Source organism: Streptomyces tibetensis, from assembly GCF_007655005.1.
In the GTDB taxonomy this organism is placed as follows: Bacteria; Actinomycetota; Actinomycetes; order Streptomycetales; family Streptomycetaceae; genus Streptomyces; species Streptomyces tibetensis.
Genome location: NZ_SZVW01000002.1, coordinates 426,887 through 450,642 on the forward strand (window position 1 = coordinate 426,887; position 23,756 = coordinate 450,642).

Genomic DNA, 23,756 nt, shown 5'->3' on the forward strand with positions numbered 1-23,756 from the left:
AGCTCCGTTCGCTGAGGGGAACTCGGGACGGACGAGCACGTGCGGTATGGCTGGTTCGGCACTCTGACAGCGCTTTCTCAACCGGTAAAGTCCCATTCCCGCCAAGGATGCGAAAAACAGGACCCCGCCTCTTACTGGACCGGTTAAGGGAGTGCGCATGCTGGAGGCCACACCGCTTTGCGACGGATGGATCCTGCGGCACGACTCGGGCGGACTGCCGGCCACCGTGCCGGGGTGCGTGCACACCGACCTGATGGCCGCCGGGGTGATCCCGGACCCGTTCCTCGGGCGCAACGAGACCGAGGTGGCCTGGGTCGGGCGCCGCGACTGGACCTACGAGCGGGAGCTCGGGGGCTCGTCCGCGCAGGAGCAGACCGACCTGGTCTTCGACGGGCTCGACACCGTCGCCGAGATCTCCCTGGACGGGCGGCTACTGGGGAAGGTCCGCAACATGCACCGCTCGTACCGGTTCGACGTGACGGGCCTGTCCGGGCGGCTGTCCGTACGGTTCGTCTCGGCGTACGCGGAGGCGGAGGCGGTGCGGGGCCGGGTCGGCGAGCGCCCCGCCGCCTACGCCGAGCCCTACCAGTACCTGCGCAAGATGGCCTGCTCCTTCGGCTGGGACTGGGGACCCACCCTGGTGACGGCCGGGATCTGGCGGCCGGTGCGCCTGGAGCACTGGTCGACGGCACGGATCGCCCGGGTGCGTCCGCTGGTCACCGTCGAGGAGGGCACGGGCGTCGTCGAGCTGGTCGTGGACGTCGAACGGACCCGGGTCGAGGCACCGCTCGCCGTGGAGGCGACCGTCGCGGGAGTGCGGGCGCGGGTCGAGATCGAGGGGGCGGGCGGGGTCGTACGGCTGCGGGTGCCGGACGCTCGGCTGTGGTGGCCGCGCGGGTACGGCGAACAGCCGCTCTACGACGTGGAGCTGACGCTGCTGCACGGCGAGGAGGCGCTGGACGTGTGGCGGCGGCGGGTGGGCTTCCGGACCGTCGAGCTGGACCGGCGGCCCGACGCGCACGGCACCGGCTTCACCCTCGTCGTCAACGGCGAGCGGCTCTTCGCGCGGGGCGTCAACTGGATCCCCGACGACGTCTTCCCGTCCCGGATCACCCGCGAGCGCTACCGGGAACGCCTTGAGCAGGCGGCCGGCGCGGGCGTGGATCTCGTACGGATCTGGGGCGGCGGCATCTACGAGAGCGAGGACTTCTACGACGCCTGCGACGACCTCGGGCTGCTGGTCTGGCAGGACTTCCCGTTCGCCTGCGCGGCCTACCCGGAGGAGCAGCCGCTGCGCGGCGAGGTGGAGGCCGAGGCGCGGGAGAACGTCGTACGGCTGATGCCGCATCCGTCGCTCGTGCTGTGGAACGGCAACAACGAGAACCTGTGGGGCTTCAGGGACTGGGAGTGGGAGCCGCGGCTGGCCGGGGACTCCTGGGGCGAGGGGTACTACCTGGGCGTGCTGCCGCGCGTGGTGGCCGAGCTGGACCCGACCCGGCCGTACGCGGCGGGCAGCCCCTGGTCCGGGTCGTGGGAGCACCACCCGAACGACCCGGCGCACGGCACCCACCACTCGTGGGAGGTGTGGAACCGGGAGGACTACGCGGACTACCGGCTGAGCGTGCCGCGCTTCGTCGCCGAGTTCGGCTGGCAGGCACCGCCCGCGTACACCACGCTGCGCCGGGCCCTGCCCGGGGAGGAGCTCGCGCCGGACTCCCCCGGCATGCTGCACCACCAGAAGGCCGACGACGGCAACGGCAAGCTGGAGCGGGGGCTCCAGCGGCATTTCGCCGTGCCGGAGGGCGACTTCGACCGGTGGCACTACCTGATGCAGCTCAACCAGGCACGGGCGATCGCTGCCGGGATCGAGCACTGGCGGGCGCACTGGCCGATGTGCGCGGGCACGATCGTCTGGCAGCTCAACGACTGCTGGCCGGTGACGTCCTGGGCGGCGATCGACGGGGACGGCCGGGAGAAACCGCTGTACCACGAGCTGAGGCGGCTGTACTCGGACCGGCTGCTGACGATCCTGGCGGGGGACGGCGGCTTGCAGCTGGCCGCCGTGAACCAGGCGGCCGGGGACTGGGCGGGGGCCCTCATCCTGCGCCGGATGTCCGTGGCGGGCGGGACTCTGGGGCAGACGGGTGTGAAGTTCACGGCCGGGGCACGGGCCGTGGCCCGGGTCGAGGTGCCGCCCGAGCTGACGCCCGTCGGGCCGGAGGAGTTCCTGGTCGCCGACGTGGACGGGCTGCGGGCGGTGCACTTCCCGCTGCCGGACCGTGAAGTCGCCTACCCGCAGCCCGGGTTCGATGTCGCGCTCGCCCCGGGCGGCATCACCGTGACCGCCCGCACCCTGGTCCGGGACCTGCTGCTCCAGGCCGACCGGCTGGAGCCGGGGGCAAGGGCCGACCGGGGGCTGGTCACCCTGCTGCCGGGCGAAGAGGTGACCATCGGGGTGCGCGGCTGGAAGACTCCGGACGCGGAGACCGCCCGTTCGGCCCTGTACTGCGTGGAGCCCACCCGATGACGGCAACGCCGACCCCTCGCGTCACCATCAAGGACGTCGCCGCGCGCGCCGGCGTCTCGAAGGGTGCCGTGTCCCTCGCCTTCAACCACAAGCCCGGGCTCTCGGATGCCACCCGGGACCGGATCTTCCGGGCGGCGCACGAACTGGGCTGGGCGCCGAGTCTCACGGCGCGGACCCTGGCCGGATCGCGGGTGGACGTGGTGGGCCTGGCGGTGTGCCGGCCGGCGCGGGTCCTGGGGCTCGAACCCTGGTACATGGAGTTCGTCTCCGGCGTGCAGAGCGTCCTGGCCGAACACTCCAGCTCGCTGCTGCTGAGGCTGGTGCGGAACATGGACGAGGAGGTGGGCGTCCAGGAGGCGTGGTGGCGGGCGCGGCAGATCGGCGGGTCGATCCTCGTCGACTTCCGCGCGGACGATCCGCGGGCGGCCATGACCCAGCGCCTCGGGATGCCGGCGGTCGCCGTCGGGCATCCCTCGCTGACCGGGGGGCTCACGTCGGTGTGGACGGACGACGCCACGGCCGTGACGGAGGCGGTGCGGTATCTGGCCGCCCTCGGGCACCGTCGGATCGCCCGGGTGGGCGGGGCGGCGGACCTCGGGCACACGGCGATCCGGACGGCGGCGTTCGACCAGGCGGCGGGGACGCTGGCGCTGGCCGGGGCGTGGCAGGTCGGGACGGACTTCTCGGGGGACGCGGGGGCGCGGGCGACGCGCTCGCTGCTGACCGCGGCGCGGGCCGACCGGCCGACCGCGATCCTCTACGACAACGACATCATGGCGGTGGCGGGCCTGTCGGTGGCGGCGGAGATGGGTCTGCGGGTGCCGGAGGACGTGTCGCTGCTGGCCTGGGACGACTCGCAGCTGTGCCGGCTGACGCATCCGACGCTTTCGGCCATGAGCCATGACGTGCATGGTTTTGGAGCAGACGTGGCTCGGACGTTGTTCTCGGTGATCGCCGGGGGTGAGGGTGGGTCGCATCCTGTGCCGACTCCTGTGCTGATGCCTCGGGGGTCCACAGCGCCGCCTCGGTGAGCGCCGTACCGGAGTGCGGGTGCGTTGTGGCTGGTCGCGCCCACGCGGCGGAGCCGCATATCGGAACGGTCCCGCGCCCCCGAAGGCACCGCACGACCCGGAGACGAGATGTGACCTTCACCGCTCCGCCTGCCAGGACTGTGCAGCTACGTTACTCATAAGTAGCATGGGGCCTGAGCGCGCGCTCAGCGCATCGCAGCAGCAATGCAGATCCTGACCCTGGAGGAGAGCCATCGTGCCTCGTACCGTCAGGGACGTCGTCTTCGTCGACGGCGTCCGCACCCCGTTCGGCAAGGCGGGCCCGAAGGGCATCTACCACGAGACCCGTGCCGACGACCTCGTCGTGAAGGCGATCCGGGAGCTGCTGCGCCGCAACCCCGGACTCGACCCGAAGAAGATCGACGAGGTCGCCATCGCCGCGACCACGCAGATCGGTGACCAGGGCCTGACCATCGGCCGCACCGCCGGGATCCTCGCCGGTCTCCCGCAGTCCGTGCCGGGCTACTCCATCGACCGCATGTGCGCCGGCGCCCTGACCGCCGTCACCTCGGTCGCCGGTTCCGTCGCCTTCGGCGCCTACGACATCGCCATCGCGGGCGGCGTCGAGCACATGGGCCGCCACCCCATGGGCGAGGGCGTGGACCCGAACCCGCGGTTCGTCTCCGAGAAGCTGGTCGACGAGTCGGCCCTTTTCATGGGCATGACCGCGGAGAACCTCCACGACCGCTACCCGCAGATCACCAAGCAGCGCGCCGACGAGTACGCCGTGCGCTCCCAGGAGAAGGCCGCCAAGGCGTACGCCAACGGCAAGATCCAGGCCGACCTGGTGCCGGTCTCGGTACGCCGCACCTCCCCCGAGGCCGGTGAGACGGGCTGGGGCCTGGTCACGGCCGACGAGCCGATGCGCCCGGGCACCACCCTGGAGAACCTCTCCGGCCTGAAGACCCCGTTCCGTGTGCACGGCCGGGTCACCGCCGGTAACGCGGCCGGTCTGAACGACGGCGCCACCGCCTCGCTCATCGCCTCCGAGGACTTCGCGCGGGAGCACGACCTCCCCGTGAAGATGCGCCTGGTCTCCTACTCCTTCGCGGGCGTGGAGCCGGAGGTCATGGGCTACGGCCCGATCCCGGCGACGGAGAAGGCGCTGGCCCAGGCCGGCCTGTCGATCTCCGACATCGGCCTGTTCGAGATCAACGAGGCCTTCGCCGTCCAGGTCCTGGCCTTCCTGGACCACTACGGCATCGCCGACGACGACGAGCGCGTCAACCAGTACGGCGGCGCCATCGCGTTCGGCCACCCGCTGGCCTCCTCCGGCGTCCGTCTGATGACGCAGCTGGCCCGCCAGTTCGAGGAGCAGCCGCACGTCCGCTACGGCCTGACCACCATGTGCGTCGGCTTCGGCATGGGCGCGACGGTCATCTGGGAGAACCCGCACTTCGAGGGGGACAAGTGAGCACCACCGCCGAGCTTCTCAAGCAGGCTTCCGAGCTGTTCCCGGACGAGGTCGTCACGAGTGCGCACGTACGCCACTTCGACCTCCCCCTGGGTGCCGGGCGCTTCGCCCTGATCACCCTGGACAACGGCCACGACCACACCAAGCCGACCACCTTCGGCCCGGCCTCGCTGGCGAACCTGAACACCGCCATCGACCAGGTCGAGAAGGAGGCGGCGGACGGCGAGATCATCGGCGTCGGTATCACCGGCAAGCCGTTCATCTTCGCGGTCGGCGCCGACCTCAAGGGCGTGGAGATCCTCAAGGAGTACGAGCACGCGCTCGCCATCGGCAAGGGCGGCCACGAGGTCTTCAAGCGGCTGTCCCAGCTGGCCGTGCCGACCTTCGCGTACTACAACGGCGCCGCGATGGGCGGCGGTGTCGAGGTGGGTCTGCACTGCACCTACCGCACCGTCTCCGCGGCCCTGCCGGCGTTCTCGCTCCCCGAGGTCTTCCTCGGCCTGGTGCCCGGCTGGGGCGGCTGCACGCTGCTGCCGAACCTGATCGGCCCCGAGAAGGCCGTCTCGGTGATCATCGAGAACAGCCTCAACCAGAACAAGCAGCTGGGGGGCAAGCAGGTCTACGAGCTCGGGATCGCCGACGCGATCTTCGAGGGCGCGGACTTCCTGGAGCAGTCGCTGATCTGGACCGCGGCCGTCCTCAAGGGCGAGCTGGAGATCGAGCGCCCGGTGATCGACCGCGGCGAGGGCTGGGACCAGGCCGTCGCCAAGGGCCGTTTCGTCGCGGACTCCAAGGTGCACGGCGCGGCCCCGGCCGCCTACCGCGCCCTGGACATCATCGCCGCAGCCAAGAACGGCGACCTCCAGCAGGGCTACGACGCCGAGGACAAGGCCCTCGCCGACCTGATCATGGGCGGTGAACTGCGCTCCGGCATCTACGCCTTCAACCTGGTGCAGAAGCGCGGCAAGCGCCCGGCCGGTGCCCCGGACAAGTCCCTGGCCCGCCCGGTCACCAAGGTCGGTGTCGTCGGCGCCGGTCTGATGGCCAGCCAGCTCGCGCTGCTGTTCCTGCGCCGCCTGGAGGTGCCGGTCGTGCTGACCGACATCGACCAGGAGCGCGTCGACAAGGGTGTGGGCTACGTCCACGCCGAGATCGACAAGCTGCTCGGCAAGGGCCGCATCAACCAGGACAAGGCCAACCGCCTCAAGGCGCTGGTGTCCGGTGTGCTGGACAAGGCCGAGGGCTTCTCGGACGCCGACTTCATCATCGAGGCGGTCTTCGAGGAGATCGGCGTCAAGCAGCAGGTGTTCGCGGAGGTCGAGGCGGTCGCCCCGGCGCACGCGATCCTCGCCACCAACACCTCCTCGCTGTCGGTGTCGGAGATGGCCTCGAAGCTGAAGCACCCCGAGCGCGTCGTGGGCTTCCACTTCTTCAACCCGGTCGCGGTCCTGCCGCTGCTGGAGATCGTCCGCGGTGAGAAGACCGACGACGCCTCCCTCGCCACGGCGTTCGGTGTCGCCAAGAAGCTGAAGAAGACCGCGGTCCTCACCAAGGACGCCCCGGCGTTCGTCGTGAACCGCATCCTGACCCGCTTCATGGGCGAGATCCAGAACATCATCGACGAGGGCACCCCCGTCGAGGTCGCCGAGAAGGGCGTCGAGCCGCTCGGTCTGCCGATGTCGCCGCTGGTCCTGCTGGAGCTGGTCGGCCCGGCGATCGGTCTGCACGTCTCGGAGACCCTCAACCGGGCCTTCCCGGACCGCTTCACGGTCTCCCCGAACCTCGCGGCCGTCGTCAAGGCGGGCAAGCGCGGCTTCTACGTCTACGACTCCGGCAAGCCGGAGCTGGACCCGGAGGTCGCCGCGCTGCTGAAGCAGGGCGACAGCGTCCTGACGGAGGAGCAGGTCCGCGACCGCGTGCTCGACGCGGTGGCGCAGGAGATCGGCATCATGCTCGACGAGGGCGTCGTCGCCGAGGCGCAGGACATCGACCTGTGCCTCATCACGGGCGCCGGCTGGCCCTTCCACCTGGGCGGCATCACGCCGTACCTGGACCGCGAGGGTGTCTCCGAGCGCGTGAACGGCAAGCCGTTCCTGGCGCAGGGCGTCGCGAGCGTCCCGGCGTAACGCGTAACCCCTGAGGGGGGTGGGGCGTACGGTAACAATCCGTGCACCCGCCCCCCTTTCTGCATGCCGCCACAGATAGGATCCTCACACAATCCGACCATTGTTTACCCAACTCTGACGGTCTCCACCCCGGACCGCCGGGTGTCCTCGAAGGAGTCGTGCGTGGCGTCCCCTCGTCGCCGAACACCCCGACGCCGGGTCTGGCCCAAGATCAGGCTCCTGCTCCTCGTGGCGGTGGTCGCCGCCGGCGGCACGGCGCTGTATCCCGTGTGGAAGGCGGCGAACCCGGATCCGCCCGAGCTGAAGGTCCGCTACCGGACCGACACCCCCGCGACGGCCGCGGCGGCCAAGCCGTCGTTCGAGGTCTTCAACGACACGGACAAGGCAGTGCCGTTGAGCGATGTGACGCTCCGGTACTGGTTCACCGCCGACAACGGCGCTTCGTACGCCTTCAACTGCGTCAACGCCGTCTTCGGCTGCTCGAACGTGGCCGGCCGGATCGTGGCGATGGGCAAGGCCGCCGACGCCGCCGACCACTACCTCGAGGTCCGGTTCACGGCCGCCGCGGGCAGCCTGAAGCCCGGCGCCAACAGCAAGGGCATCGACCTCCAGCTCTTCCGCACCGACCACAAGAAGCTCAAGCAGTCGGACGACCGCTCCTTCGACGCGGAGATGACCAGCTACAAGGCGGCGGAGAAGGTCACCGCCTACAAGCGCGGTGTCCTCGTCTGGGGTGAGGAGCCGGACGGCACCGAGGCGAGCGACGACAAGAAGGCGGCGGCGAAGGCTTCTGCACCCGCCCCCGTTCCGGCCCCTCCGGCCGGCGTGCTGTTCGACGACTTCACCTACCAGGGCCCCAAGGACCCCGCCCTGTTCAAGCACGGCTGGCTCGTCCGCACCAGCAAGGGCGGCCCGGGCGTCGAGAACACCTGGTCGGCGAGCGGCGTCAGCTTCCCCACCGCCGAGGGCTCACACGCCGACGGCCAGGTGCTCAACCTGCGGGCGAGCACGGACGGCACCGAAGCCGGGACGAAACAGGCGAGCCTCGGCACCGCCGCGAGCAAGTTCCGCGACGGCACCTACGCGGCCCGGATCCACTTCAGCGACGAGCCGTCCACCGGGGATTCCGGCGACCACGTCAACCAGACTTTCTACACCATCGGCGGCAAGGGCTCGAAGTACAGCGAGCTGGACAACGAGTACATGCCGAACGGCGGCTGGGGCCGGCCCGGCCCCAAGCTCGACACCGTGACCTGGTTCGACCACAAGACGAACGACCGGGTCTACAAGACCACCAACAAGAGCCTCGACACCTGGCACACCGTGCTGATCCGGGTGAAGGACGGCGTCGTCGCCTACTGGCTCGACGGCAAGAAGCTCTTCCTCAGCAACGGCAAGTACGCCCCGCGTGCGGACATGTCCGTGAACTTCAACCACTGGTTCATCGATCTGCCGTTCAAGGGCGAGCGCGCCTGGGACATGAAGGTGGACTGGCTCTACTACAACGCGAACGAAACCCTGTCGGCGAAGCAGGTGCAGTCCGCTGTCGACGGCTTCACCGACGAGGGCATGAACTACTTCGACACGGTTCGGGAGTCCCGGTGAGGAAAAGGCGGTCCGGCGCCCACAGGCACGCTGCCGAGGCAATGGAGGACAAGCCGGTGGTGAGCAGGCGCTCCGCGCTGCTGATGGGCGGTACGGGAGGCGTCGCCATGGCCGGTGGCGGCGCGTGGCTGGGCAAGGTGGTGGCGCAGCCCGCCGCGGCCCCGGTCGCCGCGGGAGGCATCGGAGGCCTCACCACGCCTCCCCTCTACGCCCCCTCCGGCCGCCGCCCCAAGTACCGCCGGGCCACGTGGTCCCAGCAGTTCCAGTCCGGCCACGGCTGGACGCCGGGAGGTGCGGGCACCGCGTCGGCCGAGGCGAACGACACGTCCGTCTTCGTGCGCGGCACCCAGTCGGTGCGGGTGACCACGGGCGGCACCGGCAAGCAGAGTTACGTCCGCAGGACGGGCCTGCCGGCGATGAGCCTGACGGGCAAGATGATCCGGCTGGTCTTCCGCGTCGACGACGTGACGAACCTGGCCAAGCTCGTCTTCTACGTGGGCAGCGGCTCCCTCGCGAACCACTTCGCCTGGACGCACCACGTCCACTCCAAGACGTCCGCCAACTACGTGCAGTCCGGGGAGTGGGTGACCGTCCACCTCCAGTGGGCGGACGTGGGCGCGGCGGCCGGCACGTACTCGATCGGCGCCGACGGCAAGCCGTCCACGAAGACCGGCTTCACCGACATGTCGTTCGCCGTGTACGACGACGCGGGCGGTCCGGTGACCTACCGGCTGCAGGCCGTGGAGCTGATACCGGACACCGTCTCGGTCTTCCCCAAGGGCGTCGTCTCCGTCACCTTCGACGACTCCCACAAGTCGATCCACGACCTGGCCCGGCCGGTCATGGACCGCTTCGGCTTCCCGGGCACGGTCTACAACATCGCCGACGCCATCGGAACGGGCAGCTTCCTGACGCTGAACCAGATGCGGTCGATGCAGGACTTCTCCGGCTGGGAGATGGGCGGCCACTCGTACGCCAACGCCGTCCACACGGCCAGCTACCCCAAGCTCACCGCCGAACAGGCCGACGACGACTTCCGCAAGCTGCGCGAGTGGCTGGTGTCCAACGGCTTCACCAGCGAGCACTTCGCCTATCCGCACGGCGCGTTCCAGAAGACGTCCGACGGGGTCCCGGTCGACCAGATCGCGAGCCGGCACTTCACCACGGCCCGGTCGATCATCTCGGAGACGATCGAGTCGTTCGCGCCGGCGATGCCGTATCGCCTCAAGGCGCTGACGGGCATCAACGACGGCACGGGGATCGGTGGTACGGCCCTGTCCAAGCTGACGGGCGCGGGCGGGCGGCTCGACCGGTGCGTGAACAGCGGCGACTGGCTGATCCTGTGCCTGCACAAGGTCGTCGACGGTGCCCCGGCCACGAGCACCGAGATCGGCAAGGCGGGCCTGGAGTCGCTGATGAAGGCGATCGACGACCGGGACATCCCGGTGCTGACGGTCGAAGAGGCCATGGCCTCCTACACCTGAGGCCCGAGGCCCGCACGCACAACGCCCGTACGCACAAGAGAGGGGCGGCCCCCCGGCCGCCCCTCTCCTCGTTCTCCTACGGCTCTACCAGCCGCCCTGCCCGTAGCCCTGGCCGTGGCCCTGCTGCCACGACGGGTCCTGGTGCGGATAGCCGCCCTGCTGCGGGACGTGGCCGCCCTGGCCGGGGTACTGCTGCTGGTACGGGTCGTGGTGCCCGGGGTGGCCGCCCTGCCACTGCTGTTGGCCGGACGGCTCCGGTGCCCCCCAGCTCACGCGCTGCTGCGGGACGGCCGCGTGCTGCTCCTCGTCGTACCCGGGGATCGGCTGCGGCTGGGAGGGGATGCCGCCCGTCGGACGGGGCCGGGTGCGCACTGCCACGCCCTCCAGACGCATCAGCTGGAGCGTCTCGGTGACCTTCTTGTCGGAGTACGGGTCCTCTTCCTCGAAGATCTCCGTCACATCGCTCTCGTGGTCCCCGGCCACGGACACCTCGACACCGCCCTGGCGGGTGCCCCAACTGCCCTTGTGGAGCGTGAACAGGGCGTAGAAGCGCAGCGGGGTCAGCAGCGTCAGCTGGATCACGCCGTAGATCGGCGCGAGCAGGAACATGCCGAAGCGCTTGATGAAGCCCATGCCGCGCCGCGGGAAGTCGAGGTAGCGCACATTGCGCAGGTAGCCCATCAGCACCATGAAGACGAGGTAGTCGCCGATGTGGTCGACGAACTGGGCGGGCTTCATGATGGGCAGGATGACCATCGAGTAGAACATCGCCGAGCCGAAGACCAGCCACAGGGCGAGTTCCATGCAGGTCAGCCAGAAGGCCGGCCGGTACTTCTTCTGGTGGCGGAAGGCCCACAGCGACTCGCGGAAGAAGGACTTGTTCCAGCGCACCTGCTGGCGCAGGAAGTGCGGCAGCTTCTCGGGGACGGCCGTGTAGCCGACGGCGGTCTCCTGGAAGACGACCTGGCCCTCCATCAGGCAGTAGTTGGTCATGCGGCGGTCGTCACCGAAGACGGCCGGCTTGCCCAGGAACTGCTGGTTGAGGAAGTCCGGCAGGTACTTGCGCACGAGCGTGCCGCGGTAGGCGGAGAGCGCGCCGCAGCAGCACAGCACCGACTTCAGCCGGGAGTAGGCGGCCCGTTCGAACAGGAACGAGTTGCCGTAGCGCAGGTCCTGGAGGCGGGTGAAGATGTTGCTGTCGTGGTTGAGCGCCAGCACCATGCCGGTGGAGGCCATGATCTTCTCGTCGGCCAGCGGCAGCAGCAGCTCACGCACGGTGTCGCGGGACAGCACGGTGTCCGAGTCGACGCACAGGAAGATGTCGGAGTACGGCGCGGCCTCGAAGCCCAGGGCCAGCGCCTCGCGCTTGCCCTTGTTCTCGGGCTGGACGCTGACGGTGTACTTGACGCCCTTGGCCTCGAACTCACGGCGCATCTTCTTCGCGGCCCTGATGCCGGAGTCGTTGGCACTGGCGTCGTCGATGATGTGGATCTCGTTCGGCAGGCGGCTCTGCGCGAGAAGGCTGCGCATGCCCTGCTCGAACATCACCGGGTCCTCGTTGTAGATCGGGATGACCGCGGTGACCCAGGCGTTCTCCAGGTACTCCAGCTCCTCCCGCCCGGCCTTGGCAGGACGGTAGAAGAGGGCGCCGAACATCTTCAGGGCGAGCAGGCCCATGGCACCCATGGAGTACAGGTGCAGGGAACCGGCGTCGAGCCGGGTGGCGATCAGCGCGGCCAGCCCCAGGAAGACGAAGTACGAGACCTTCAGGTGCCGCCGCTTGCGGTGCGCTCGACGCCCACCGGAGTCGACGGCCCCGGGTATGTACGTATCGTCGGCAGTCACAGCTTGACCACCCGCGGGTGGTCGGCGGACTTGCCCCGGGTGTCGAACAGCGCCCGGGCGCGGTCGGCGAGCTCGTCGAGGTCGATCTCGCGGTGCGGCTGGAGCAGGACGGTGAGGTCCGCGGTCTCGGCGGCGGCGAGGTAGTCCTCGGCCCGCTCGACGGGCGCTCCGGCAACCCGCCAGTTTTCGACCCGCGGGTCGAAGTAGACGAGCTCGGCACCGCGCGCGAGGAGGTTCTCGGCGACGGCCAGGGCCGGGCTCTCCCGCTGGTCGGAGATGTCCGGCTTGTAGGTCACGCCGAGCAGCAGGACCCGGGAGCCGCGCACGGCCTTGCCCTGGTCGTTGAGCAGATCCGCCGCCCGGTTCACGACGTGCACGGGCATCCGCTGGTTGATCTCCTGCGCCAGCTCCACGAACCGGAACGGGATGCCCAGCGAACGCACCTTGTACGACAGGTAGTTGGGGTCGATCGGGATGCAGTGCCCGCCGACGCCGGGTCCGGGGAAGAAAGGCGCGAACCCGAACGGCTTGGTGGAGGCGCACCGGATGGCGTCCCAGAGGTCGACGCCGATCTCCCGGCAGAACATCGACATCTCGTTGACGAGCGCGATGTTGACGTGCCGGTACGTGTTCTCCAGCAGCTTGGCCATCTCGGCCTCGCGGGTGCCCTTGGCCTCGACGACCCGGTGCACGAACCGCTCGTAGAGGGCGCGGGCGGCCTTGGTGCAGTCGGCCGTGATGCCGCCGACGACCTTGGGCGTGTTCTCCAGGCCGAAGGAGGCGTTGCCCGGGTCGATGCGCTCCGGGGAGAAGGCGAGGTGGAAGTCGATGCCGACGCGCAGGCCACCGGCCTCCAGACGCGGCCGGACGACCTCGTCGGTCGTCCCCGGGTACGTCGTGGACTCCAGCACCACGAGCGTGCCGGCCGTGAGATGCGCGGCGATGTCGTCGACGGCGGCGTGCACCGCGCCGAGGTCCGGGGCGCCGTGATCGGTGAGCGGCGTGGGAACGCACACCACGACGGCGGCGGCGCCGGCGATCACGTCGGCCCGGTCGACGGCCTCGAAGCCCTGCTCCAGCATGGCGCGCACTTCGGTGTCGGTGATGTCGTCGACGTGTGAACGGCCGGCGTTCAGTCCGTCGACCACGCGTCTGCTGCGGTCGAGACCGACCACCTTCAGGCCCGCGGCTGCGGCGGACCGCGCCAACGGCAGCCCCACGTAACCGAGTCCGACAACGACAAGATCCACCGTGGAGGATCTGCTCACGACATCATCCCAACCCCGTTGCCACGGCGTCAGCCAGACGCAGCAGCAACCGGCCCCCCCGAGCAAAAATCGAACAAGTCCGAGGAGGTTAACAACACCTTCACTTTTTGACCATGTTCTCCCAAGGTGCGCCTTGTCACGCACACATCTGTACAACCCTTAACACGCTTCAGGTGTCTGGTGCGACAAGAGCCTCAAGAGGAAGGGGCTGGTTCCACTTCTTGCACGTGGTCAGATCTCCCGCCAGGCCTCCAGCGCCAGCCCCGGTTCGTCCTTGCGGCGGGTGAGCAGCACGGTCCCCGTCGAGGGCGACAGGGAGGCCGCGACGACCTCCTCGTGCTCGTCGAGCGCCACCGACACGACGGCGTCGGCGGGCAGCCGGGGGCCGGACTCGGTCCACCAGGCACCGGCCGACTCCTGCTCGGTCGGATACGCGGCGAAGGCGACCCGGCCGCTCGCCGACCGCTGGGCGAGCACGGTGCAGTCGTACCCCTCTATGACACACCGGACGGCTGAGACGGGCCCCGGGCCGGCGACGGCCAGCAGGGTCACCGGCTTCTCACCGGGTCGCCAGGCGCACAGATCGCCGGAGCCGTCGGTGAAGAAGACAGTGGTGTGCTCGGCGGACGTGGCGAGCGCGCACAGGGTGCCAGGACGCACGGGAGCCTCGACGCCCTCGGTCCGCACCGGCTTCTTGCCGTCCGACTCCTGCCGCCAGCGCAGAATCCCGCCGGGTACGGAGGCGTACAGCTCGACCAGGCCCGACTCACCGGTGACGGCTGCCAACTGCCCCTCGACGTCATGCCCTTCGAGGTCCAGCCAGCCTCCCCAGCCGCCCTTCACCTTCTGGTTGCGCAGGCTGACTCCGCCGTTCCCGTTACGGACGAAGACATAACCGCGCCCCGCCCCGTCCACGGTCACGGCCGGCGGCCCCGTGCGGTCGCCCTTCTTGTCCGGGTGGCCGATGGGGGTCCAGTCCAGGGGCGCGAGGTGGGGGCGGAAGTGCGTGGAGTGCACGAGCCCGGACTCGCCCGGGGCGGTGGGCCGCCAGGCCGCCAGATGTGCGTAGCCGTCGGTGCCCTGTCCGACCGCCGCCTCCGGGTGCAGCTTCTGGGCACCGCCGACGGTTCGCGGGTCGTCCTCCCAAGGACCTCCGGGGCCGAGCTCCGCCCGGCACAGGACGGCGTCGCCGGAGGGCAGATACACGGTGAGGCGGCCGTCGCGGCCGCGGATGAGCCAGTCGCCGTTCACGTGTTCACTTTATGCGGCCGCCCGGGCCCGGCGCGCCCGCCCGCCCCCGCCCCGGCCCATCTCCCGTGCGACCCTGGCCACATGAACGCCAACGTGCCTGTTTTGGTTGTCGTCGACGCCGCGAACGTCGTCGGTTCGGTGCCGGACGGTTGGTGGCGGGACCGCCGGGGCGCGGCGGAACGGCTGCGGGACCGCTTGGCATCGGAAGGGGTTCCTGCCATCGCCGGCCCGGCGGACATCGTCCTGGTCGTGGAGGGGGCGGCGCGCGGGGTCGAATCCGTGCCCGGGGTACGGGTGTCGTCCGCCCCGGGCAGCGGAGACGACCACATCGTCGAGGTCGTGGCCTCGGCCGGTGAGCGTCCCGTCCTGGTGATCACAGCGGACAGAGAGCTGCGCAGGAGGGTCGGGGAGCTGGGGGCGGAGGTGGCGGGACCGCGCACGGTCCGCCCCTGACAGCTCAGCGGATCCCCGCGGCGCGGGCCCCGGCCCACCCCCGAGCAGTCGCCTACGGCGTTCCCCCACCCACGCTCGGCTGTTCCTCCCCCGCCTCCCGGCGGGCGAGGCGGCTGTGGGTGCGGCCGTACAGGAAGTAGACGAGGAAGCCGACGGCCATCCAGATGGCGAAGCGGACCCACGTCTCGGCCGGCAGGTTGATCATCAGCCACAGCGAGGCGCACACCGACAGGATCGGAAGGACCGGCACCCACGGGGTGCGGAACGCCCGGGGCAGGTCGGGGCGGGACTTGCGGAGGATGATCACACCGATCGCGACGACGACGAAGGCGAACAGCGTGCCGATGTTCACCAGCGCGGCGAGCTCCGTCAGCGGCGTGAACCCGGCGAGGACCGCGATGAGCACGCCGAGCAGGATCGTCGGCCGGTGCGGCGTCTTGAACCGCGGGTGGACGTGCGAGAAGAACCGCGGCAGCAGCCCGTCCCGGCTCATCGCGAAGAACACCCGGGTCTGCCCGAGCAGCAGGATCATGCACACCGTCGTCAGGCCGACCGCGGCGCCGAAGCTGATGAAGCCCGCGAACCACGGATGCCCGGTGGCCTTGAAGGCTTCGGCGAGCGGCGCGTCCACGTCCAGTTTCGTGTAGTGCTGCATACCGGTGACGACGATCGACACGAGGACGTACAGCGTCGTGCAGATGATGAGGGAGCCGATGATGCCGCGCGGCATGTCCCGCTGCGGGTTCTTCGTCTCCTCGGCCGCCGTGGCCACGACGTCGAATCCGATGAAGGCGAAGAACACGACCGAGGCCGCGGTGAAGATGCCCATCACGCCGAAGTTGGAGGGCGCCCAGCCGAACATCAGCTGGATCAGCGGCGAGTCCAGACTGGAACCGGCCTCCACGGGCTTCGCCTTCGGGATGAACGGGTCGTAGTTCTTCCCCTCGATGAGGAACGCACCCGCGACGATCACCACGAGCACGACCGTCACCTTGATGGCGACGACGATCGACGTGATCCGCGCGGACAGCTTCATGCCGACCACGAGGATTGCGGTGAGGACGAGGACCAGCGCGGCGGCGAGGATGTCGAAGCCGAAGACGTCGGAGCCCTCCCGGCTGCCCAGGGCCGCGGGCATCGTCCAGCCCGCGTTCTCCAGGAGCGACTGGATGTAGCCCGACCAGCCGACGGCCACCACCGCCGTCCCCAGCGCGAACTCCAGGACCAGGTCCCAGCCGATGATCCAGGCGGGCAGCTCTCCGAGGGAGGCGTACGAGAACGTGTAGGCGGACCCGGCGACCGGGACCGTGGACGCGAACTCGGCGTAGCAGAGTGCGGCCAGGGCGCACGCGACGCCGGCCGCGACGAACGCCAGGGCCGTCGCGGGCCCGGCGTTGTCCTTGGCGACAGTGCCGGTGAGTACGAAGATGCCGGTGCCGATGATCACACCGACGCCGAAGACGGTCAGATCCAGCGCGGACAAGGACTTCTTGAGCGCGTGTTCTGGTTCCTCGGTGTCGAGGAGGGACTGCTCGACCTTCTTCGTCCGGAAGAGGGTACTGCTCACGGGGTACCTCCCACGCTTGTCGTCCTCGACATGATCGAGAGGTGGCACCATCCGTATGCCCCGGCACGGGCCAATTCACGCCAATGGGCCGGTTCCGCCACCCTCACGGTGGGAAACCGGCCCATCTCGAACCCGTTCGGCCGTGTCAGCCGAGTCGGCCGCGTCAGCCGTCTCGGCGTCTCGGCCGTGTCAGCCGAGTCGGCCGCGTCAGCCGTCTCGGCCGCGTCAGTCGCGCGCGGCGTCCACGGCGTCCGCCTCGCTGCGCTCGGTGGGGGTCCCCCCGCTCGAGCGGAGCCGAGAGTGGGGGAGCCCGTCCAGCTTGGCGACCAGACCTGTCACCTGACGGGCGATATCCGGCGCGGTGAGCCCGATCTCGGCGAGGACCTCGGCCCGCGAGGCGTGGTCGAGGAAGCGCGGCGGGATGCCGAAGTCCCGCAGCGGCACGTCGACCCCCGCGTCGCGCAGGGCCTGCGCGACAGCCGAGCCGACCCCGCCGACGCGGCTGTTGTCCTCCACGGTGACCACCACGCGGTGCTGCTCGGCGAGCGGGGCCATGGCCTCGTCGACGGGCTTGACCCAGCGCGGGTCGACGACGGTCGTGGAGATGCCCTGCTTGTCGAGCAGGCCGGCGATCTCCAAGCACATCGGCGCGAGGGCGCCGACGGAGACCAGCAGGACATCCGGCCGGTCGGTGCCGGGCTCGCGCAGGACGTCCATGCCGCCGACGCGCCGCACGGCGGGCACGGCGGGGCCGACTGCGCCCTTGGAGAAGCGGACCACGGTCGGCGCGTCGTCGACGGCGACCGCCTCGCGCAGCTGGGCGCGCACCTGGTCGGCGTCACGCGGTGCGGCCAGCCGCAGTCCGGGCACGACCTGGAGGATCGACATGTCCCACATGCCGTTGTGGGAGGCACCGTCGGTGCCGGTGACCCCGGCCCGGTCGAGCACGAAGGTGACGCCGCACTTGTGCAGGGCCACGTCCATCAGCACCTGGTCGAAGGCGCGGTTGAGGAAGGTGGCGTAGACGGCGAACACCGGGTGCACGCCGCCCGTGGCCAGTCCGGCCGCGGAGACGGCTCCGTGCTGCTCGGCGATGCCGACGTCGTAGACCCGCTTGGGGAAGCGCTTGGCGAACTTGTCCAGGCCGACCGGCTGGAGCATCGCGGCCGTGATGGCGACGATGTCCTCGCGCTCCTCGCCGAGCTTGACCATCTCCTCGCCGAAGACGGAGGTCCAGTCGGCGCCGGAGCTGGCGATCGGCAGGCCCGTGTCGGGGTGGATCTTGCCGACGGCGTGGAAGCGGTCCGCCTCGTCCTGGAGGGCGGGCTGGTAGCCGCGGCCCTTCTCGGTGAGGCAGTGCACGATGACCGGCCCGCCGAACCGCTTGGCCTTGGCGAGCGCGGACTCCAGCGCCTCCAGGTCGTGCCCGTCGATCGGGCCGACGTACTTCAGGCCGAGGTCCTCGAACATGCCCTGCGGGGCGATGAAGTCCTTCAGGCCCTTCTTGGCGCCGTGCAGGGTGTCGTAGAGCGGCCGTCCGACGACGGGCGTGCGCTCCAGGACCTCCTTGGTGCGGGCGAGGAAGCGCTCGTAGCCGTCGGTGGTGCGCAGGGTCGCCAGGTGGTTGGCGAGACCGCCGATGGTCGGCGCGTAGGAGCGCTCGTTGTCGTTGACGACGATGACGAGCGGGCGGTCCTTGGCGTCGGCGATGTTGTTGAGCGCCTCCCAGGCCATGCCGCCGGTCAGGGCGCCGTCACCGATCACGGCCACGACGTGGTCGTCGCGCTCCATGATCTGGTTGGCCTTGGCGATGCCGTCGGCCCAGCCGAGGACGGTCGAGGCGTGCGAGTTCTCGATGACGTCGTGCTCGGACTCTCCTTGCGAGGGGTAGCCGGACAGGCCGCCCTTCATCTTCAGCTTCGAGAAGTCCTGGCGGCCGGTGAGCAGCTTGTGGACGTAGGACTGGTGGCCGGTGTCCCAGAGCACCTTGTCCCGGGGCGAGTCGAAGACCCGGTGCAGGGCGATGGTGAGCTCCACCACGCCGAGGTTGGGGCCGAGGTGACCGCCGGTCTTGGAGACCGCTTCGACGAGGAAGCTCCGGATCTCCTCCGCCAGCTGGTTCAGCTCCTCCGGGTTGAGCCGGTCCAGATCGCGCGGTCCCCTGATACGGGTCAGCAGCGGCACCCGTGCCTCCTTGCAGTAGAGCTGTTGCCGGGCTTGTCGAGTCTAATGTTCCGCCTGTGCGGGCGGCGCCGAGGCTGTGCGTCGTGCGTCACGCGTTCGGCTCTACCCATGGTGCGCCACCTCTACGACACAGCTGTGCCCGGTACCTGGGAGGTACCGGGCACAGGGGGGTCCTCAGCGCTATGCGCGCCCTGCGGTCTTCTGCGTCTTACGGGTGACGGCGTCGATCACGACCGTGGCCAACAGCACACCACCGGTGATCATGTACTGCACCGGGGAGGCGATGCCCTCCAGGGCGAGGCCGTACTGGATCGACACGATCACCAGGACACCGAGCAGCGCGTTCCAGGTGCGGCCACGGCCGCCGAAGAGTGACGTGCCGCCGATGACCGCCGCGGCGATCGCGTTCATCAGCAGGTCACCGCCGCCGGCGCCCTGGTTGGCCGCGGCGATCTTGGAGGCGATGAACAGGCCGCCCACCGCGGCGAAGGTGCCGGAGATCGCGAACACCGAGATCCGGACCATCTCCACGTTGATGCCGGCGCGGCGGGACGCCTCGACGCTGCCGCCGAGCGCGAACACCTTGCGGCCGTAGGCCGTGCGGCGCAGCACGAAGTCCGTGACCAGCAGCACCACGATGAAGATCACCACGGCGAGCGGCAGGCCCTTGTACTGGTTGAACACGATCGCGACGGCGAAGGCGAGCACCGCCAGCAGCGCGGTCCGCACGATGGTCTCGCTCAGGGGCCGCGACGGCACGCCCGCGGCCTCGCGGCGCCGGTTGCCGAGGAAGGAACTCAGGAAGAACCCGACGGTCACCACCGCGGCCAGGCTGTACGCGGCGGCCACATCGGAGAAGTAGTAGCTGGTCAGCTGGGCCACGACCCCGTCCGGGTCGAGGTTGATCGTGCCGTTGGAGCCGAGGATCTGGAGCATGAGGCCGTTCCAGAACAGCAGACCGGCCAGGGTGACGGCGAAGGCGGGGACGCCGATCTTCGCGAAGAAGAAGCCGTGCAGCACACCGGCGACGGTGCCGGTGAGGATGGCCAGCACGAAGGCGAGCCACTCGTTCATTCCGTTGGTGACGTTCAGCACCGCGAACGACGCACCCGCCACACCGGACACCGAGCCGACCGACAGGTCGATCTCGCCGAGCAGCAGCACGAACACGATGCCTACGGCGATCATGCCGGTGCCGACCATGGCGACGGACATGTCGGACAGGTTGCCCGCGGTGAGGAAGTTGGAGTTCAGGCTCGTGAAGATGAGCCAGATGATGACCAGGCCGATGACGACCGGGATGGAGCCCAGGTCACCGGACTTCATCTTCCGCTTGAACTCGGTGACGTAGCCCTTGAGGCCCTGCTCGCGCACGAGCAGCCGGGGGTCGACCACCGTGACGGCGGCCTTGGCCGCCTCGGGGTTCGCCACGACGTGCTCGTCCTGTGCCGCGGAGGTCTTGTCGATGCTCACTTGGAAACCTCCCCGTTCGTGCGCGCCGCACGGCGGGTCACGGCGTTGTCGGTGGCGCCGGTGATGGCGGAGATGATCTCTTCCTGCGAGGTCGACTTGACCTCGAAGACGCCGTTGTTGCGGCCGAGGCGCAGCACGGCGACCTTGTCCGCGACGGCCTTCACATCGGCCATGTTGTGGCTGATGAGGATCACGGCGTGGCCGCGCTCGCGCAGCCGCTCGACCAGGTCGAGGACCTGTGCGGTCTGCTCGACGCCGAGGGCGGCGGTGGGCTCGTCGAGGATGACCAGCTTGGGCTCGCCGAGCATGGAACGGGCGATGGCCACGGTCTGGCGCTGACCGCCGGAGAGCGAGGCGATCGGAATGCGCACGCTGGGGATGCGGATCGACAGCGTGTCGAGCAGCTCGCGGGAGCGGCGCTCCATCTCCACCTCGTCCAGGACACCGCGCTTGCGGATCTCCCGGCCCAGGTAGAGGTTGCCGACGACGTCGATGTTGTCGCAGAGCGCGAGGTCCTGGTAGACGGTCGCGATGCCCAGGTTCTGGGCGTCGTGCGGCTTGTTGATCTGGACGGACCTGCCGTCCCATTCGATGACGCCCTCATCGATGGGGTGCACGCCGGCGATCGTCTTGACCAGCGTGGACTTTCCGGCGCCGTTGTCGCCCACCAGGGCGACCACTTCACCGGCGTGGACCTCAAGCTCTACGTCGGTGAGCGCCTGAACGGCACCGAACCGCTTGGAGACCCCGCGCAACGCCAGCACGGGCGTAGCGGACACGTGAACCATCTCCTTCGCCGCCTGACCCGGCGGGAGGTTGTGCAGAAGGGTGGGAGGAGTGATCACTCCGGCGCCCCGCATAGCTTGCGGGGCTGATGTGGCGGGGCGCCGGAGGAACTCGGGGGGGCGAACCGATCCCCACATGGAGTCACGGGAGTCCGGCTCGGACTCCCGTGCTCCGCGGGGGACTTGGCGGTTGCCTACTTGAGGCCGATCTTGTCGCAGGCGGCCTTGTACTTGCCCGCGCAGATCTCGTTCACGGTGTAGATGCCGTCCTTGATGACGGTGTCGTTGATGTTGTCCTTCGTCAGCGAGACGACCGGGACGAGGACGGAGGGGACGGCCTTGGTGGTCGGGCTGTCGACCTTGTCCTTGGCGATCGAGTCGAGCGACTTGCCCTGGGCGAGGGCGACGGCCATCTCGGCAGCGACGTCCGCCTCCTGCGGGTAGGGCTTGTAGACACTCATGTACTGCTCACCGGTGACGATGCGCTGCACACCCGCGAGCTCGGCGTCCTGGCCGGTGACGGGGATGTCGGCGATGCCGGCGGCCTTCAGGGCGGTGATGATGCCGCCCGCCATGCCGTCGTTGGCGGAGTAGACGCCGACGATCTTGTCCTTGCCGAGGGCGGAGATGGCGCCCTCCATGTTGGAGTTGGCGTTCTCCGGCTTCCACTCCTTGGTGTCGTACTCGCGGCCGATCTTCACCTTGCCGTCGAGCACGGAGTGCGCGCCCTGCTTGAACTGGGCGGCGTTCGGGTCGGTGGACGACCCGTTCATCATGACGATCTGGCCGTCCTTGGCCTTGCCGCCGAGGGCCTTCAGCAGGGCCTCGCCCTGCGTCTTGCCGACGGTGACGTTGTCGAACGAGGTGTAGGCGTCGATCGGGCCCTCGGCCAGGCGGTCGTAGGCGACGACGGGGATGCCGGCGTCCTTGGCCTTCTTCACCGAACCGGCGATGGCCTTGGAGTCCACGGCGTCCACGATCAGCACGTCGACCTTGTTCGACACCATCGCGTCGACCTGCTGGTTCTGCGTGCTGGCGTCCTGCTTGGCGTTGGCGTAGACGACCTCGCCCTTGTTGTCGGTGAGCTCCTTGACCTTTTTCTCGATGAGAACCCGGTCGAACTTCTCGTAACGGGCGGTCGCGTTCTCGGGAAGGAGCAGGCCGACCTTGATGTCGTCGCCCTTCTTGGCGGACCCGGAGGACTCGGCCTTGTCGCCCGACTCCTTGGCGCTGCCACAGGCAGCAAGCGAAACGGCCATCGCACCGGCGGCAACAGCAACAGCAGCGCGACGCATACGCGTGTTCACTTCAGAAACCTCCCTGACGAGGCCGCGACATTGCGGCCGAGGTGGCTGGAAGTCAACTCGGCCACGCGTGCGACGTCAAGAAGTAAATCCTTAACGAGATGGCAACGGTGCCATCCGTTCTCTAAGTGAAGGCAGGGGTGGCCGCCTTCAGGGTGCCGGGGGCAGTTCCGTCCAGAAGGGTCGAATCACCCATCTCGCTGAGAGCGAGAGCGAGCGCTCCGAGCACCTCCGCACGGCCGCCGAGGGCACCGGGGAGAACGGACAACTGGCGTGCCGCACTGGGGATCGCGTAGCGGCCGACGGACTCCCGGATCGGCCCGAGCACCAGCTCACCGGCCTCGGCGAGATCACCGCCGAGGACCACACGGCTCGGGTTCAGCAGGTTGCAGAGATTGGCCACTCCACTGCCGATGTGGCGGCCGACGTCGGCGATCACCCGACGGCAGCCCGGGTCTCCGTCCCGCGCGAGCCGTACGACGCCTTCCATGGTCAGGTCGGTGCCGTGACTGGACTGGAGGAGCGGGAGCACGTAGCGCGCGGCCGCGAAGGTCTCCAGGCAGCCGCGGTTTCCGCAACGGCAGACCGGGCCGGATTCATCGAGTGTAATATGTCCGATTTCTCCGGCGGTGCCACCGGGGCCCCGGTAGATCCTGCCGTCGATCACCAGGCCGGCGCCGACACCGCTGGCGACCTTGATGTAGGCCAGGTCGCGGACGCCTCGGCCGCTGCCCCAGACCATCTCGCCGAGGGCGCCGAGGTTGGCGTCGTTGTCCACGTGCACGGGGACGCCGAGGCGGCCGCGGAGCTCCTCGGCGGGCTTGGTGCCGGTCCAGCCGGGGAGGATGGCGGTCGAGCCGAGGGTGCCGGACTCGACGTCGATGGGGCCCGGGACGCCGAGACCGACGCCGGCGACCTTGGAGCGGTCGACGCCGGTGGCTTCGATCAGGCGGGTGACCAGTTGTTCCGCGCGGTCGAAGCCCTGGGTGGACGAGGCGTCCACGTCCAGGGGCTCGGACTCCTCGGCCAGGACCTGGTGGGCGAGGTTGCCGATGGCGACGCGGAGATGGGTGTGGCCGAAGTCGACGCCGATGACGATGCCGGCGTCGCCGCTCAGCGACACGCTGCGGGCGCGGCGGCCGCCGGCGGAGGTCGGTGTGACCTCGACGGTGCCGCCGTCCTTCAACTCCCGGACGATGTTGGAGACCGTCGCCGCGGACAGGCCTGTCGTCCGCGCGATCTCGGCCTGGGTGAGGGAGCCCGCGAGACGCACGGCTCTTACGACCCGCTCGAGGTTGGCTCGGTGCAGCGATGACTGCGACCCCGGAGTCTCCACGACGACCTCCTGCGCGCGGGGCCGCTTCGATGAGACCCCGTCCATGTCCAACTAGTGAACTCTA

Annotated in this window: 16 protein-coding genes; 7 read left to right on the top strand and 9 right to left on the bottom strand. The window is 69.6% G+C overall.

Features of this window, described 5'->3' with window-relative positions; all coding sequences use genetic code 11:
* The first annotated feature begins 157 nt into the window (after nt 1-157).
* The 6 genes from FDO69_RS04340 (at nt 158) to FDO69_RS04365 (ending at nt 10,226) form a co-directional block, all read left to right on the top strand.
* Entirely contained in the window at nt 158-2,527 is a 2,370-nt protein-coding gene (locus FDO69_RS04340) for a glycoside hydrolase family 2 protein (RefSeq protein WP_104778346.1), read from the top strand.
* Complete coding sequence (locus FDO69_RS04345; protein WP_104778348.1) at nt 2,524-3,558, top strand: LacI family DNA-binding transcriptional regulator; 1,035 nt, start codon at nt 2,524-2,526, stop codon at nt 3,556-3,558. Before FDO69_RS04340 ends, FDO69_RS04345 begins: the two co-directional genes overlap by 4 nt.
* Before the next feature lie 235 nt (nt 3,559-3,793).
* Nucleotides 3,794-5,011 (top strand): thiolase family protein, encoded by a 1,218-nt coding sequence (locus tag FDO69_RS04350; protein ID WP_030838745.1) that lies wholly within the window; start codon nt 3,794-3,796, stop codon nt 5,009-5,011.
* Complete coding sequence (locus tag FDO69_RS04355; protein WP_104778350.1) at nt 5,008-7,137, top strand: 3-hydroxyacyl-CoA dehydrogenase NAD-binding domain-containing protein; 2,130 nt, start codon at nt 5,008-5,010, stop codon at nt 7,135-7,137. The genes FDO69_RS04350 and FDO69_RS04355 overlap by 4 nt, the downstream gene beginning before the upstream one ends.
* 162 nt (nt 7,138-7,299) lie before the next feature.
* A complete protein-coding gene (locus FDO69_RS04360) occupies nt 7,300-8,742 on the top strand; it encodes a cellulose binding domain-containing protein (RefSeq protein ID WP_104778351.1) in 1,443 nt (480 codons plus the stop codon).
* Nucleotides 8,743-8,783: 41 nt separating this feature from the next.
* On the top strand, nt 8,784-10,226 hold the full coding sequence (locus FDO69_RS04365; protein WP_234387839.1) for a polysaccharide deacetylase family protein: 1,443 nt from the start codon (nt 8,784-8,786) through the stop codon (nt 10,224-10,226).
* An 84-nt stretch (nt 10,227-10,310) separates the two neighbouring features.
* Here FDO69_RS04365 and FDO69_RS04370 read toward each other — a convergent pair whose 3' ends face one another.
* The 3 genes from FDO69_RS04370 to FDO69_RS04380 all read right to left on the bottom strand — a co-directional run bounded on the left by FDO69_RS04370 (nt 10,311) and on the right by FDO69_RS04380 (nt 14,590).
* Nucleotides 10,311-12,071 (bottom strand): glycosyltransferase, encoded by a 1,761-nt coding sequence (locus FDO69_RS04370; protein ID WP_104778353.1) that lies wholly within the window; start codon nt 12,069-12,071, stop codon nt 10,311-10,313.
* Nucleotides 12,068-13,339, bottom strand: coding sequence for a nucleotide sugar dehydrogenase (locus FDO69_RS04375; RefSeq protein WP_104778355.1), 1,272 nt, complete (start codon nt 13,337-13,339; stop codon nt 12,068-12,070). Before FDO69_RS04375 ends, FDO69_RS04370 begins: the two co-directional genes overlap by 4 nt.
* Nucleotides 13,340-13,570: 231 nt before the next feature.
* The gene (locus FDO69_RS04380; protein WP_104778357.1) at nt 13,571-14,590 is read right to left on the bottom strand and encodes a PLL family lectin; all 1,020 of its coding nucleotides are present in this window, start codon (nt 14,588-14,590) and stop codon (nt 13,571-13,573) included.
* 81 nt (nt 14,591-14,671) lie between these two features.
* Between FDO69_RS04380 and FDO69_RS04385 the strand changes: the two genes are divergently transcribed.
* Nucleotides 14,672-15,043 carry a PIN domain-containing protein gene (locus FDO69_RS04385; protein WP_104778359.1) on the top strand — a complete coding sequence of 124 codons (372 nt, stop codon included), beginning with the start codon at nt 14,672-14,674 and terminating at the stop codon, nt 15,041-15,043.
* 52 nt (nt 15,044-15,095) lie between these two features.
* Here FDO69_RS04385 and FDO69_RS04390 read toward each other — a convergent pair whose 3' ends face one another.
* From FDO69_RS04390 to FDO69_RS04415, 6 genes are all read right to left on the bottom strand, one after another.
* The gene (locus FDO69_RS04390; protein WP_104778361.1) at nt 15,096-16,610 is read right to left on the bottom strand and encodes an amino acid permease; all 1,515 of its coding nucleotides are present in this window, start codon (nt 16,608-16,610) and stop codon (nt 15,096-15,098) included.
* Nucleotides 16,611-16,835: 225 nt separating this feature from the next.
* The gene (gene dxs, locus FDO69_RS04395) at nt 16,836-18,794 is read right to left on the bottom strand and encodes a 1-deoxy-D-xylulose-5-phosphate synthase (protein WP_104778364.1); all 1,959 of its coding nucleotides are present in this window, start codon (nt 18,792-18,794) and stop codon (nt 16,836-16,838) included.
* A 180-nt stretch (nt 18,795-18,974) separates the two neighbouring features.
* The gene (locus FDO69_RS04400; RefSeq protein WP_104778366.1) at nt 18,975-20,267 is read right to left on the bottom strand and encodes a sugar ABC transporter permease; all 1,293 of its coding nucleotides are present in this window, start codon (nt 20,265-20,267) and stop codon (nt 18,975-18,977) included.
* Nucleotides 20,264-21,055 carry an ATP-binding cassette domain-containing protein gene (locus FDO69_RS04405; RefSeq protein ID WP_010033972.1) on the bottom strand — a complete coding sequence of 264 codons (792 nt, stop codon included), beginning with the start codon at nt 21,053-21,055 and terminating at the stop codon, nt 20,264-20,266. The genes FDO69_RS04400 and FDO69_RS04405 overlap by 4 nt, the downstream gene beginning before the upstream one ends.
* A gap of 191 nt (nt 21,056-21,246) precedes the next feature.
* On the bottom strand, nt 21,247-22,347 hold the full coding sequence (locus FDO69_RS04410; RefSeq protein WP_167526524.1) for an ABC transporter substrate-binding protein: 1,101 nt from the start codon (nt 22,345-22,347) through the stop codon (nt 21,247-21,249).
* A gap of 133 nt (nt 22,348-22,480) precedes the next feature.
* The gene (locus tag FDO69_RS04415; protein WP_104778500.1) at nt 22,481-23,692 is read right to left on the bottom strand and encodes an ROK family transcriptional regulator; all 1,212 of its coding nucleotides are present in this window, start codon (nt 23,690-23,692) and stop codon (nt 22,481-22,483) included.
* Nucleotides 23,693-23,756 lie beyond the last annotated feature (64 nt).